We start from the raw sequence: 12,668 nt of genomic DNA on the forward strand, positions 1-12,668 counted from the left end.
CCTGGCGCTTTAGATGGTCTTCACTTGGTACGTTACGTTTGAAGCTCACAAACGAGGTGTCTTCCCCAGAAGGCGAAGCCCTCGAGAGACCAGAACGTTTGAGACAGAAGCGCAGGCCAAGAATTTTGCGCAAGCCAAACTCGACGAGGGGCTGGTGGTCTATGCCGGCACTATCAACCCAGCTTCGCCGAGACGACTGATTGCTTCTGGAGGCATCCTGCATTGGCTTGAGAACGAGAAAGATCGGGAATTCGCCGATCCAGACACCACCAAGGTGTTCAAGTCGTAGCAGGCGAGAGCGGCTGTTGATGTCTACGACGGCAGGCTAACGGCGTGTAATTATAAATCAGCGCTGCACTTCGTAAGAGGCCCGCTCTGGCCATGATAGCGGCGCGGTGGCGCACCTCACCCCAGGTCCGAGTTGGGCCAAAAGGCTACATTGTGACGAGTGATGCCGTCCCATGCTGTGGCACGTTTCTTAAGTCTGCGCCGGTGAGCAATTTTGAACATACGCTCGCAATCGCCCTGCGGCATAATATTCCGATTACCGCTCTTATTGTCGGCAGTCATTTGTGACTGAGAGTGTTGTGACACATCAAGTCGGAAATTCAGTCCAGCAAGTTCAGCCTGTCGAGCTGTGGTGCCGCTTCGCAATGGCGGCAGGAGTGTTCTCAGGCGATGACTTCTGCGTGTTTGAGTTTCCCGGATACAAGGGACGCCCGAAAGCGCAGTGCGATCTCCCTCGATCGGACTTGGCGACGTCTCCCTACCTTCGTTGGTTTCCATGGCCAGGGCGGAGGGACGAATGCTCGTAATGACGCAAGAAAAGGCGCCCCAAAGGTCGGGCTCAAGCGGGTTGAATGCGCTCGCCGGTCACGCTGTCTCTTGCAGCGAATTCAAATATCAGCGCGGTACCGAAATCTTTGGAGAGGCGGAGCCGGTCGATTACCTCTACCAAGTCAAGAGCGGAGCGGTTCGATGCTATAAAATGTTGGCTGATGGTCGGCGGCAGATCATGGCCTTTCATCTGGTGGGCGACATCTTCGGCGTTGAGAACGGTGGAGTTCACCGATTTACCGCCGAAGCGATTGTCGAAACGACCGTCAGCCTGACCGATCGGCTGAATGTTGTCGGCGAAGAGGGTGGCCGCGCGGCCGGAACCAACAATGTACTGAGACTTGTCACGAGCAACCTTCAACATGCCGAAACTCACATGCTGTTACTCGGGCGGAAAACAGCAATTGAGAAGGTCGCAGCGTTCCTTGTCGAAATGGACGCCCGTTTGAGTGCGGCGGGAGTATTGAATCTCCCGATGAACCGTCGCGATGTCGCCGACTATCTTGGGCTGACGCTGGAGACCGTGTCACGCGCTCTGTCACAGCTTAGGGAACGTGATGTCCTCACCTTCACCGGGCGATCCCATCGACAAATCATACTGCGTGATCGAGCAAGACTGGCCGAGTTCGATCATTAAACGGAATTTGGCGCGACTGGTCCGGGCAGTCGCGTCATTCGGCGGCGGCGCCAACCTCTTCCGGTGTGCCACTGGTTCGTTGACTCAGGTCAATGGTGACCTCGCAGTGCGTCACCATTATGCGGTGCGGGGGCAACTTACCTAGGAGATCGCCGATGTTGAAAATAGTAGTTGCTGGAACAACCGCACTCTTCCTTACTGCATCTCCGATTGCCCACGCGCAAACCTCTTCGACTCCGGAGCGGCTAAATGCAGCCGACCGGAATACGCTGACGGACATGAGGATTGATCTGGTAAAGGCCGCGTTGCAGCTGACACCTGACCAGGAAAAGTACTGGCCGGCTGTGGAGAGCGCCATTCGTGCCAGGGCGGAGGATCGGAAAGCCCGTCTTGCAAAAATCGGAGAAACAGTGGGTAGACGGGCCGACGAAAACCGTGTCGAAGCCCTGCGCAATCGTGACCCCATCACCTTCTTGCAGCGACGCTCGGAAGCATTGGCTCAACGATCAGCCGATTTGGATAAACTCGCCGAGGCGTGGCAGCCACTCTACAAAAGTCTTAGTCCCGAACAGAGGCAGCGCATGGCAGCCATCGCGGTCTTGGTACTCCACGATATGAGTGATGCGGTAGACCGGCGCCGTGCGCAGTCCGAGGACGAGGATTGAGGCGAAGTAGTTCGATTCGTACCTCGCGGTCGGTTGCCTGTTTTGCGCCAAGCTCGGCCGCCGCCTTGTCGTTCGCAATCTTGTTGGCGAGCGCCTTCTCGGCGGCCTGCTTGTCGGCTAAAGCCCTGGCCACAGCTGCCTCGGCTTCCTTCCTGCGCTGCTGACGAAGCGGAAGGCCTTGCCCAGATCGAGCCCTGGCGTCGGAAGACGTTCGACGATAGCAGCAGTGAAGGGCTGTTCCTGGAATTGCCATCTGACGCGGTCGAGTCCGCCTTGGCAAAAAGCAATCATCATGTTCGGGCCGTCGGCTTGACCTAGGCGAGACCCCGACCAACTCGGCGGCCCGAGCCGTGCCGCCGAACTCCCGCACCGCCTTTCGCCTCTCCGAGACATTGAGTTCAAGCTTGATGTCGGCGGCATCGAAGCCTGCCTTCATGCCCCCGACCAGGGTGGATCATCAAGAAGAAGCGAGGCGCGCCCGCAGGCGTTGTTGAACTCCTGAGTGGCCCCGTTAGACCGAATATTTGCCTTTTGCGCGATAGGCAGCGACGTTCGGTGACGACGCTTTTGCGGATCTGGTGCCGGCGCAGCCACAGCCGCTCCTCATCCAAAAGGGTACGTATTACTTACCATTGCTTTGCCGAATCTTCCCGGCTGTTGCCATTTGGGCACGGGGGATGGGAGTCGCGCGTCCTAGGGTTGAGGCGGAATTGGAATCAAGCGCACTGCGAAAAAATAATCGGTCGCCGTATCGTAAGGCGGCCAGCATGGAGAAGACTGAAATGAAAAAGTTTCTGCTGGCTACTGTCGCTCTGGTCGCATTGCTGGGTGTGGCAGCTCCCGCCTCCGCGGCCGATATGGCCGTCAAGGCCGCACCGCTCCCCGTTATGGCTCCGATCTACAACTGGACAGGCTTCTATATCGGCGGCAATGGTGGTTGGGGTCAAAGCCACAATTGCTGGGATTTCGTTACGCCTGGGGGAGTCGTTGCAGACGGCTGCCGGGATCGGTCCGGAGGCATCATCGGCGGACAGCTTGGCTATCGTTGGCAAGCCGGCCAATTCGTTTTCGGCCTGGAAGGACAGGGCGATTGGGCTGATCTCAACAGCTCACGCGTTAGCGTGATCGCGCCAGCGTTCTCGACACGCGTCAAGACCGATGGCATAGGCCTTTTCACCGGCCAGATCGGATATGCTTGGAACGCCGCGCTGCTGTATGTGAAGGGCGGCGCTGCCGTCACGAGCAATAAGTTCGACATATTCACCACAGCTGGGGGTACTACCCTGGCCTCGGCGAGCTCAACCCGTTGGGGTGGGGTCGTGGGCGTTGGATTTGAATATGGCTTCACGCCGAATTGGTCGGCAGGCATCGAATACGATCACTTGTTCATGGGTGACGCCAACAACTCCTTCTCGGTCGCAAATCCAATCGTCGCGGGCGCTCTCAATCGGGTCAGTCAGGACGTGGACATGCTCACCCTGCGCTTCAACTACCGCTTCGGCCCGGTCGGCCAGCCGGTTGTCGCGAGGTACTGATCCCACCGAGCTTGTGCTTTCTCCATGACCCAGGCCGGCAGGAATGCCGGCCTGGGAGCACGAGTTGCCTTCTGCGCTTTTTACGTGGACCGACTCTTTCGACGTCAGGGAGATTTCGAGGCGCGAGATCTAGGCGGTCCCATGCTGACAGGAAGTGAAAATGTCTGCATGCGGATTCCTCTTTCCGCGGGAAAGCTATTTCTGCGATTTCAGGAAGGAAATGATTCGCTCCGATTGAACAAGTGCATCGCCAAGCTCGACAAATCCGGCGAGGTCGCGAGGCGCCTCGGCCAGCCCCGTTCCCTTGAGCTCGCCAGGACGTGGAGCCCATACCTCGCGGGTTTCGAGCAGATAGACACCGTACGCGGCCTTCAATCTTGAAGGATCGTTGGGGGCGAACTCGCTTATCGAGTGCGCCGCGAGTGCTGCATTGGTGACAATTGAGGTCTCAATAAGTGCCTGTCTATAGCCGGGTCGTTGCGCAATATCGGGACCGAAGGCAGCGAGTAGTCTCTTTGCTGACGTTTGTACTACGATCAGCAGCCGGTCGAGAATATTCCGGAGTGAGGATTTGGTGGCGAGCGGAAGGTAGTCGACTGGATTCAGGAACACATCGACCGCCGCTGTCAGCGCGCCGCATCCGCTGTGCCCCAGGACAACAATAAGCCTGAGGCTGCCGCCGAGGTTCTCGGTTGCGTATTTCAGGCTTCCCAGCACATCTGGACCCAAGCCATTGCCGGCTACGCGTATCACGAAGAGATCATTGGGGCCCTGATTGAATATGAGTTCGACCGGCACTCGCGCATCCGAGCAGCCGACTACGGCGGCGAACGGAGTTTGTCTTGGTGTCGCACCGCTGTCCTGTAGGAGACCTAAGTCTCGTGGATCGACTGGGATGACCCGCTGTATCGCACCGGTCTCGTCGGTGACCTGGTCGAGAAGCGCGGCGAACTCCCGGTTTCCGCCGTCCAAGCGAACTAGTGCCGCGGTGCTATCCGGGGGCAGGAGCCTGGGCTGATCGTCTCGTGCCTCGTAGCGGTAGGTTATATCGACCTTTTTCAATTTGACTCCGTTGGCCGAACTGCCTTGCGCATGACTTGCGACGTGATCCAAAGAAATCCGCCCGCCGGAGAGCATCGTATCGGCAGGCCGACACCGGGCATGCTCCCGACAAATCGCCTTGCACCTATTGATCTGTGTCAACGAGGCCTGAGACCGCAATTGCGGCAGCAAATGCGTGGTCGAGGCGTCCATCACGCAGAGCACCTTGCGAAACTCAACGGTCCGCGAACGTGATGAGAGCACCACAATGGCCTTGAACCGGGCTGCGCAAGGCCGGTTCGACGTCTCCCATGAAGATAGGCATTCGTAAGGTGCTCAGTGGGCACTGAGGCTGGTCAACATGCAGTTCGCGGCGGTGTCATGGCGCCCGGTGTGGCCAGCCGCTCTGCATTCCGGGCAAAGGGGAGCGAACTTCGTCTTTTCGAGCATCAGATATCCGTTGCTGAGCCCACGACTGCGGCAACGACGTAGGCTGCCTTGAAATTGCGCCAGATCAAGTGCGCTCATGCGCCCATTGCCTAAAGTTCCCGAATTCATTGCCTGTCCATTTTGTACGGAGTTCTGCAATGTTGATCAGGACTACCACGATGAGCCGCCCCGCGGTTGATGGGCAATTGGCAGCCCTTGCCGGCGAGCAGATCACCTGCAGCGAGTTCACCTATCGCAGAGGGACGGAAGTATTTGGTGAGGGAGAGGAGGCCGATTACGTTTACCAGATCGTCTCCGGTGCGATCCGGACCTATAAGATGCTCTCCGACGGCCGCCGACAAATCAACTTGTTCCATCTCGCGGGCGATATGTTCGGGCTGGAGAACGGGACAAGTCACCGCTTCACTGCCGAAGCGGTGACTCATGCCAACGTTCGCATCACGAGCCGAAGCAGCCTGCTCGATACCATCGCGCACCAGGAACAGGGCCAGGCAAGCCTTCTCAGCCTCGTCACGCGCAATCTTCAGCACGCCGAGAACCACATGCTTCTCCTCGGACGAAAGACGGCGCTCGAGAAGTTAGCCGCATTCCTCCTCGAAATGGACGAGCGGCTTGCTCATCCGAACGTCATAAGCTTGCCGATGAATCGCCGCGACATCGCTGATTATCTTGGATTGACACTCGAAACCGTGTCGCGCGCGTTTTCGATCCTGCGTGATGATAAGATGCTACGGTTCGATGGACAAACCCAGCGACAGCTGGTGTTGCTGGACCGGGGCGGGCTTGCGCAGCTCGCCTGATGACCTTCCTCGCTGATGGAGGGTCTGCGTCGGCACGCGATCACTCACCAACCAAGGCTTCGAGGCCCGGACACACGACATCGGCAGCCATTTTGCGCAAACCGAACGTTTAGCTTCCGCATTATCAGACGCTCGACTACGACGTCAAATCGCGTGGCCTTCGTTTCTTTGGCCGACCGGAACGATGTAGACCCCGCACTTCCTGCTGTTGAAAGAGTTCCCCGCAGACGTCACGCAACCATTGGTTTGCGGGGTCGTGATGGAAGCGGGCGTGCCAATATTGCTTCACCGTAAAGCCGGCGATCGCGAGTGGGCAGTCGAGCACGCGCAATCCGTAATAGTGGGCCAGCGTTTCGCCGATGTGCCTCGGAAGGGTGGCGATCAGGTCAGTCGTTCCGACGATTGCGGGTAGCCCCAGGAAGCCGGGCAGCTCGAGTGCGACATCAAGGACGATCTGCTGCTCCCTCAGCGCATCCGCGAGCAATTGATGTCCGGTGCCGGAACGAATGAGGACGTGCGCCTCGCGCTTGAAATCCTTTGCGGTGATGCGGTCACGGATCCGAGCGTGTTTTGGGTTTGCCAGGCAGACCCAATCCTGCGGAAAGAGTGCCTGTTGGAAGTGTCCAGCGTCGAGATCGGTGATGTAGCCGAGCGCCAGATCGGCCTCGCCGGCCTGCAGCATTCGTGGGGTATCGCCGCCGATCCGCGCCGCCTCGATGCGGATGCCCGGCGCAACGCGGCGAACGTGGGCGAGGATGGCCGGAAGCAGCGTGATGTGGCTTGCATCCGTCATGCAGATGACGAAGCGGCGCTTCGCAGTCGCCGGATCAAACTCGGAACGAAGCTCCGCCAGCCTCCGCAGCATCTCCAACGCCTGCCTGACCGTGCCGATGAGCGCCTCGGCCCGGGGGGTCGGCAGCATTCCCTCCGCCGACCGGATGAAGAGCGGATCGTCCAGCTCCTTTCGCAGGCGCGCCAGCCAGATCGAAATGGTCGGCTGGCTTTGACCGAGCTTCTCGGCTGCCTTGGTGACGCTGCCGGTGGCGAACAATGCGTCAAACAGCCGGAGCAGGCGGGGCTCCAGCAGGTTCGTCTCGGAGAGGTCCGGGTGCTTCATTGCGATTCGCAATAATGGTTATAAGGATCATAGCATATCCAAATACAGGGTGGCCTGCTAGCACTCCTCCAACGCCAAAATGGGCGAGGGAGAAGCGTTCGGATGAGGATCTGCTTTATCGGAGCAGGAGCCCTGGGCTCGACCATCGGCGGCACGCTGGCGCGTGGTGGTGCCGAGGTCTGGTTGATCGATCCGTTCCAGGCTCATGTCGACGCGATCAACGCCGGTGGTCTGCGGATGCTCGAAGGTGACGCCGAGACCGTCGTGAGGGTCTCTGCCTGCACCTCCGCGGGCCAGGTTGGCATCGTGGCGGACCTCGTCATCGTCCTCGTCAAATCCTATCACACGCGCGATGCGATCCGGGCGGCCGCGCCGATCATCGGGCCGCAGACGGTTGTGATGTCGCTTCAGAACGGTCTTGGTCACGAGGACATCCTGTCCGAGGAAGTCGGGCGTGACCGGGTCATGGCAGGCAAGACCTATGTCGGCGGCGTGCTGCTCGGTCCCGGCCATGTCCGCTCCGGGGTCGTCGGCAAGGAAACCATCATCGGCGAGCTCGATGGACGCTTGACGGAACGCGCACAGCGAATTTCCGAGACTTTCAATCGTGCCGGCATTCTGACGCTGCTCAGCGACAACATCCTGGGCACGATGTGGGACAAGTTGTTCATCAACGTCGCCGGAGGAGGGATTACCGCGGTCACCGGGCTGACCTATGGCGGGCTCTATTCGCTGCCGATCCTGGAAGATTGCGCGCTGGCCGCGATCTCGGAGGGCATCGCGGTCGCTCAGGCGGCCGGCGTGAAGATCTCGATCGCCGATCCGCGCCGGGCCTGGACCATGGCCTCTGCCGGACTCCCGCCCGAGTTCAAGACCTCGATGTTGCAGAGCCTGCAATCCGGCAATCTGACCGAGGTCGATTACATCCACGGCTCGGTCGTGCGCTGGGGCGCCAAGCTCAACGTGCCGACCCCCGTCAACGCGACCCTCGTCGCGCTGGTCAAGGGCCTCGAATACGCCCGCAACGATTATCCGGGAAAGGCCTGACACGATGTCGTTGCCCCGCGCTTACGTCGAACACGTCGCGATCCGCGTGCCTGATGTCGATCATCACGTTGGCTTTTTTCGTGAGGTGCTCGGTCTTGCCGTTCGCGACGAGCAACCCGCCGACGGCGCGCGCCCGCGTCAGGTATGGGTGCTCGGAAGCGTGCAACTGATCGAGGATCCGCATTTTGCCGGACCGGAAGGGCGTCTCGCCCATCTCGGCATCATGGTCGATGATTACGAAGGCGTGCTCGCCCGTGCCGCCGCCTGGGGCGCCAAGGCATTGCCCGCCGGGCCGAACTGGCTCGAGCTTCCGGGCGGCCTGAACGTCGAGATCCTGCAAGCCAGCGCAGGCGCCGTGGAAGCCGCCCTGGCGATCAATCCCCGCGCCTAGAGTGAGAGGAAGACGCGACATGACCGATGAGCGCTACTGGGACGATGCCAAGGTCGGTGACGAATGCGTCACCCCCTCGATGACGGTCACCGAAGCGATGGTGAATGCCTATGCCGAACTGACGGGGGATTTCACGCCTGTTCATGTCGACGAGGAATACGCCAAAACCACACCGTTCGGCACGCGCGTCGCGCACGGGCTGTTTGGCCTGTCGCTGGCCGACGGTTTGAAGACCCGTGCCGACTACCGCTTCCTGCCGGGAATGTCGCTGGGCTGGACCTGGGATTTCAAGCTGCCGATCAAGCTCGGCGACACCGTGCACGTGAAGTTCCGCGTCGGGTCGATGCGCACCACCAAGCGTGATGGGTGGGGCATCGTGGTGCTGCCCTCGGAGCTGATCAATCAGCGCGGCGAAGTGGTGCAACTCGGTGAGCATCGGCTGATGATTCCGATGCGCCCGAAGACCAACGCCGCAGGAGAGCAGGCATGACCGCGCAAGATCTGCCGCTCCAGGATTTGCCGCTGAGAGGCATTCGCGTCATCGACTACAGCCATTTCCTGGCAGGCCCGTTCATGGGCCGCTGCCTAGCTGCGATGGGCGCTGAGGTCATCAAGGTGGAGCGTCCGAAAGCTGGCGATGCCGGCCGCGCCCACGGCTACTTCAAGGACGGACAATCCGGCTACTTCCTGCAGCAGAACATGGGAAAGCAGGGATTGTGCATCGACCTGCGCGATCAGCGCGGTCTCGACATGATGATGAAGCTCATCGACACAGCAGACGTCTTCATCGAGAATTACCGCCCCGGCGCGCTCGATCGCCTCGGGCTCGGCTACAAGGCGCTGTCGGCGCGGAATCCCAAACTGATCTACTGCTCGGTCTCCGCCTATGGCCACACCGGTCCCTATGCCGACCGTCCGGGCTTCGGCCTGATCGCAGAGGCGATGTCGGGCGCCCTGGCGCAACTGGGCTCTCCAGGCGAAGCGCCGCCGCTGCTGCGGATGCCATTGGCCGACATGTACACCGGCATTCACGGTGTGGCTGCCATCAATGCGGCGCTGGTCGGCCGCGTGTCGTCCGGGCGCGGCCAGCATATCGATCTGGCGCTGTACGACTGCATGGTCTCGATGCACGACTATGCGGTGCAGCGCTACTTCCTCTCCGGCGGTACCGACCTGCCGAAGCAGACCGGCAGCGGCCAGCCGGATTCGACCGTCTATGGCGTCTTTCCGGCCAGGGACGGCAATCTTGTCATTGCCGCGCAAGTCGATGACGCGTGGCGGCGATTGGCGATGCTGATCGGAGGAAGCAGCCTGGCATCCGACGAACGCTTCGCCGCGCCTGCCGCGCGCAACGCCCATTATGCCGAAGCGATGGACATCGTGCGCAACTGGACGCTGTCGCAGCCGTCGCGGGATGCCTGCCTTGCCGCACTCGAGGAAGCGGGTGTGCCGTCCGCTCCCGTGCAGACCATCGAAGAGGTCGTGAAGGATCCGCAGATCCACGCGCGCGGCATGCTGGTCGAGCAGCAGCATCCCGTGCTGGGCAAGGTGACGTTGCCGAACCTGCCTTTCCGCTTCTCCGACTGCGACACCACGGTGCGGACGCCGGCGCCACTGCTCGGCCAGGACAATCGTCGCATCGCCGCCTCGCTGGGTCTGTCGGCCGAGCTCGTCGAGGTGATGGTGCGCGATGGCGTGCTCTACAACGAAGCCGCCGTGCAGGAGTGAGCCATGAGCGATCGTTATGCAGTGATAGGCAATCCGATCGGCTTCAGCAAATCACCCCTTATCCATGGCACGTTCGCCAAGATGACGGGACAGGACCTCGTGTACGAGGCCATCGAGGCACCCCTCAATGGCTTCAACGAACGGGTCGATCAATTCCGGACGGCGGGCGCCAAGGGGCTGAACATCACCGCCCCGTTCAAGCTCGATGCCTTCGCCTATGCAAACGAGCTTTCGGAGAGCGCCAAACGCGCAGGCGCCGCAAACTGCCTGAAGTTCGAGGGCGATCGGATCATTGCCGAGAATTTCGACGGCATCGGCCTAGTGCGTGACATCACCTTCAATCTCGGCGTCAAGATGGCCGGCCGGCGCGTCCTGATGCTCGGCGCTGGGGGAGCAGCGCGTGGAGCGCTGCTGCCGTTCCTGCGCCAGGAGCCGTCTGAGCTGGTTCTCGTCAACCGAACGCTGTCGAAAGCGGTGGCGCTGGCCGAAGAGTTTGCCGGCTGTGGTCCCCTGATCGTCAGCGGCTACGCTGAACTCGCCGATCTTGCCGAGGGCTACGACGTCGTAGTCAACGCGACGTCCGCCAGTTTGCGCGGTGAAATGCCGCCGCTTCCGGGCAATGTCTTCCGCGGTGCGGAGCTGGCCTATGAACTCGCCTATGGCAAGGGATTGACTCCCTTTCTGCAAGCAGCCCGCGCCGAAGGCGTCACCAAGCTGGCCGACGGCGTCGGCATGCTGGTCGAGCAGGCGGCCGAAGCTTTTGACTGGTGGCGCGGCGTTCGACCGGGCACGGCCCGGGTCATCGCCGAGCTGACCGTCCCCTTGAACTGACCGATGCCGAGCATGCATCCAAAACCCAGCTTTCTCGTCGGCCTGATCGGCAGCGGCATCGCTGCGTCGCGCACCCCGCCGATGCACGAAGCGGCCGCTGACGCCGTCGGCATCCGCTATCTCTACAAGAAGATCGATCTGGCAGAGTTGAAACTCGGTGCGGAGGCGTTGCCCGAATTGCTCACGGCAGCAAGGCGGATGGGCTTTGACGGGTTGAACGTGACCCATCCCTGCAAGCAGGCGATCCTTCCGCTCTTGGACGAGCTTTCGCCTGACGTGGAGGCGCTTGGCGCGGTGAACACCGTGGTCATCAGGAACGGTCGAATGACCGGCCACAACACGGACTGGTTCGGCTTCGCCGAGAACTTTCGCCGTAACATGCAAGGTGCATCACTTGGTCGCGTCGTCCAATTCGGTGCGGGCGGCGCAGGCTCGGCGGTCGCTTTCGCGCTCATGAAGCTCGGCGTGCAGGACCTGACCATTATCGACGTCGACGCGGCCAAGGCGCAGAGCTTGGTGGATAGCCTGTCGCCTCGGTTTGCAGAGGGACGCTTGAGGGCCGGCCAGGATGTCGCGGCGGCCGTGGCTGCCGCGGACGGAATTGTCAACGCAACGCCGATCGGGATGGATAAGTATCCGGGCACGCCGCTGCCGGTGGCCTTGCTGCGGCCCAATCTGTGGGTCGCCGAAATCGTCTACTTCCCGCTGGAAACCGCACTGCTGCGCGCGGCACGTAGCCTCGGCTGCCGTACCGTCGATGGCGGTGGCATGGCGATCTTCCAGGGCACGGAAGCATTCCGCCTGTTCACGGGCATCTCACCTGATCCAGACGTCTTCTTCGCGACTTTTGCATCCCTGGGAGGGTGACACCCGGCCGATGGGCGAGCGGCACGCACAACGCCCGAGAGGAAACGCAAGATGGGCTACACGCTCGATTTCTCGGTGGTTTGGCATGCAATGCCTGCGCTGCTGTGGGGCTGCGTGGGTACGTTGAGCCTCGCGCTTGCCGGAATGACGCTCGCGATGATCATCGGCGTTGCCGGCGTTGCGGCACGCGATTCGAAGGCGGCCTGGTTGCGCGCCCTCGTGATCGGCTTCGTCGAGATCGTGCGCAATACGCCCTTCCTGGTGCAGATCTTCTTTCTGTTCTTCGCCCTGCCGCTGATCGGATTGAAGCTCAATCCGACCGCCACGGCGATCATCGCGCTCGGCGTCAATGGCGGCGCCTATGCCATCGAGATCATCCGCGGCGGGGTGCAGTCCATTCACAAGGGACAGGTGGAGGCCGGCTACGCGCTCGGCCTGCACAAAGGACAGGTATTCCGGTTCATTGTGCTCAAGCCCGCGCTTCGCGCGATCTACCCCTCGCTCACGGGGCAGTTCATCATGCTGACTCTGACCTCGTCGATCTGTTCGGCCGTATCGGCTTACGAATTGACGTCGGTCGCACAGCGCATCGAAAGCGACACGTTCCGCAGCTTCGAGGTCTACTTCTCCGTCACCTTCCTCTACCTCGCGATCTCCTGGATGTTGATGCTGGGCTTCGCGCTCGTCTCTCACCGCTTCTTCTCATATCCGACACGCTGAGG

At 60.9% G+C, this 12,668-nt stretch carries 14 protein-coding genes; 12 read left to right on the top strand and 2 right to left on the bottom strand.

The window, feature by feature from the left end; all coding sequences use genetic code 11:
* Window positions 1-13 precede the first annotated feature (13 nt).
* The 4 genes from E4K64_RS00900 to E4K64_RS00915 all read left to right on the top strand — a co-directional run bounded on the left by E4K64_RS00900 (window position 14) and on the right by E4K64_RS00915 (window position 3,674).
* Entirely contained in the window at window positions 14-289 is a 276-nt protein-coding gene (locus E4K64_RS00900; RefSeq protein WP_135161736.1) for a hypothetical protein, read from the top strand.
* 516 nt (window positions 290-805) lie between these two features.
* Window positions 806-1,474 (top strand): helix-turn-helix domain-containing protein, encoded by a 669-nt coding sequence (locus E4K64_RS00905; RefSeq protein ID WP_135161737.1) that lies wholly within the window; start codon window positions 806-808, stop codon window positions 1,472-1,474.
* 155 nt (window positions 1,475-1,629) lie between these two features.
* Window positions 1,630-2,139 carry a Spy/CpxP family protein refolding chaperone gene (locus E4K64_RS00910; protein ID WP_135161738.1) on the top strand — a complete coding sequence of 170 codons (510 nt, stop codon included), beginning with the start codon at window positions 1,630-1,632 and terminating at the stop codon, window positions 2,137-2,139.
* A gap of 782 nt (window positions 2,140-2,921) precedes the next feature.
* Window positions 2,922-3,674, top strand: coding sequence for an outer membrane protein (locus E4K64_RS00915; protein WP_135162060.1), 753 nt, complete (start codon window positions 2,922-2,924; stop codon window positions 3,672-3,674).
* 195 nt (window positions 3,675-3,869) lie between these two features.
* Here the strand turns inward: E4K64_RS00915 and E4K64_RS00920 are convergent, their stop codons facing one another.
* Window positions 3,870-4,928 (bottom strand): carbonic anhydrase, encoded by a 1,059-nt coding sequence (locus E4K64_RS00920; protein WP_235884446.1) that lies wholly within the window; start codon window positions 4,926-4,928, stop codon window positions 3,870-3,872.
* 395 nt (window positions 4,929-5,323) lie between these two features.
* Between E4K64_RS00920 and E4K64_RS00925 the strand changes: the two genes are divergently transcribed.
* Window positions 5,324-5,965, top strand: a complete 642-nt coding sequence (locus E4K64_RS00925; RefSeq protein ID WP_235884449.1) for a helix-turn-helix domain-containing protein — start codon at window positions 5,324-5,326, stop codon at window positions 5,963-5,965.
* Window positions 5,966-6,101: 136 nt separating this feature from the next.
* Here E4K64_RS00925 and E4K64_RS00930 read toward each other — a convergent pair whose 3' ends face one another.
* Entirely contained in the window at window positions 6,102-7,082 is a 981-nt protein-coding gene (locus E4K64_RS00930; protein ID WP_135161740.1) for a LysR family transcriptional regulator, read from the bottom strand.
* A 102-nt stretch (window positions 7,083-7,184) separates the two neighbouring features.
* On the opposite strand from E4K64_RS00930, the gene E4K64_RS00935 reads away from it, so the two are divergent.
* The 7 genes from E4K64_RS00935 to E4K64_RS00965 are packed head-to-tail and all read left to right on the top strand — an operon-like array spanning window position 7,185 to window position 12,666.
* Window positions 7,185-8,129 carry a ketopantoate reductase family protein gene (locus E4K64_RS00935; RefSeq protein WP_135161741.1) on the top strand — a complete coding sequence of 315 codons (945 nt, stop codon included), beginning with the start codon at window positions 7,185-7,187 and terminating at the stop codon, window positions 8,127-8,129.
* A 4-nt stretch (window positions 8,130-8,133) separates the two neighbouring features.
* Window positions 8,134-8,520 (top strand): VOC family protein, encoded by a 387-nt coding sequence (locus tag E4K64_RS00940; protein WP_135161742.1) that lies wholly within the window; start codon window positions 8,134-8,136, stop codon window positions 8,518-8,520.
* 19 nt (window positions 8,521-8,539) lie between these two features.
* Window positions 8,540-9,010 carry a MaoC family dehydratase gene (locus E4K64_RS00945; RefSeq protein ID WP_135161743.1) on the top strand — a complete coding sequence of 157 codons (471 nt, stop codon included), beginning with the start codon at window positions 8,540-8,542 and terminating at the stop codon, window positions 9,008-9,010.
* Complete coding sequence (locus tag E4K64_RS00950; RefSeq protein ID WP_167771731.1) at window positions 9,007-10,248, top strand: CaiB/BaiF CoA transferase family protein; 1,242 nt, start codon at window positions 9,007-9,009, stop codon at window positions 10,246-10,248. The genes E4K64_RS00945 and E4K64_RS00950 overlap by 4 nt, the downstream gene beginning before the upstream one ends.
* Before the next feature lie 3 nt (window positions 10,249-10,251).
* Window positions 10,252-11,079: a shikimate dehydrogenase gene (gene aroE / locus E4K64_RS00955; protein WP_135161744.1), complete on the top strand. Its 828-nt coding sequence runs from the start codon at window positions 10,252-10,254 to the stop codon at window positions 11,077-11,079.
* A 12-nt stretch (window positions 11,080-11,091) separates the two neighbouring features.
* Window positions 11,092-11,946 (top strand): shikimate dehydrogenase, encoded by an 855-nt coding sequence (locus tag E4K64_RS00960; protein WP_135162063.1) that lies wholly within the window; start codon window positions 11,092-11,094, stop codon window positions 11,944-11,946.
* Window positions 11,947-11,997: 51 nt separating this feature from the next.
* Window positions 11,998-12,666, top strand: coding sequence for an amino acid ABC transporter permease (locus tag E4K64_RS00965; RefSeq protein ID WP_135161745.1), 669 nt, complete (start codon window positions 11,998-12,000; stop codon window positions 12,664-12,666).
* Window positions 12,667-12,668: the final 2 nt, after the last annotated feature.

The organism is Bradyrhizobium frederickii, assembly GCF_004570865.1.
Classification (GTDB): Bacteria; Pseudomonadota; Alphaproteobacteria; order Rhizobiales; family Xanthobacteraceae; genus Bradyrhizobium; species Bradyrhizobium frederickii.

Bases quoted from the DNA above. Each gene is read 5' to 3' on its own strand.
- E4K64_RS00900 (WP_135161736.1), top strand. From the start codon at position 14: ATGGTCTTCACTTGGTACGTTACGTTTGAAGCTCACAAACGAGGTGTC.
- E4K64_RS00905 (WP_135161737.1), top strand. From the start codon at position 806: ATGCTCGTAATGACGCAAGAAAAGGCGCCCCAAAGGTCGGGCTCAAGC.
- E4K64_RS00910 (WP_135161738.1), top strand. From the start codon at position 1,630: ATGTTGAAAATAGTAGTTGCTGGAACAACCGCACTCTTCCTTACTGCA.
- E4K64_RS00915 (WP_135162060.1), top strand. From the start codon at position 2,922: ATGAAAAAGTTTCTGCTGGCTACTGTCGCTCTGGTCGCATTGCTGGGT.
- E4K64_RS00920 (WP_235884446.1), bottom strand. From the start codon at position 4,928: ATGGACGCCTCGACCACGCATTTGCTGCCGCAATTGCGGTCTCAGGCC.
- E4K64_RS00925 (WP_235884449.1), top strand. From the start codon at position 5,324: ATGAGCCGCCCCGCGGTTGATGGGCAATTGGCAGCCCTTGCCGGCGAG.
- E4K64_RS00930 (WP_135161740.1), bottom strand. From the start codon at position 7,082: ATGAAGCACCCGGACCTCTCCGAGACGAACCTGCTGGAGCCCCGCCTG.
- E4K64_RS00935 (WP_135161741.1), top strand. From the start codon at position 7,185: ATGAGGATCTGCTTTATCGGAGCAGGAGCCCTGGGCTCGACCATCGGC.
- E4K64_RS00940 (WP_135161742.1), top strand. From the start codon at position 8,134: ATGTCGTTGCCCCGCGCTTACGTCGAACACGTCGCGATCCGCGTGCCT.
- E4K64_RS00945 (WP_135161743.1), top strand. From the start codon at position 8,540: ATGACCGATGAGCGCTACTGGGACGATGCCAAGGTCGGTGACGAATGC.
- E4K64_RS00950 (WP_167771731.1), top strand. From the start codon at position 9,007: ATGACCGCGCAAGATCTGCCGCTCCAGGATTTGCCGCTGAGAGGCATT.
- aroE (WP_135161744.1), top strand. From the start codon at position 10,252: ATGAGCGATCGTTATGCAGTGATAGGCAATCCGATCGGCTTCAGCAAA.
- E4K64_RS00960 (WP_135162063.1), top strand. From the start codon at position 11,092: ATGCATCCAAAACCCAGCTTTCTCGTCGGCCTGATCGGCAGCGGCATC.
- E4K64_RS00965 (WP_135161745.1), top strand. From the start codon at position 11,998: ATGGGCTACACGCTCGATTTCTCGGTGGTTTGGCATGCAATGCCTGCG.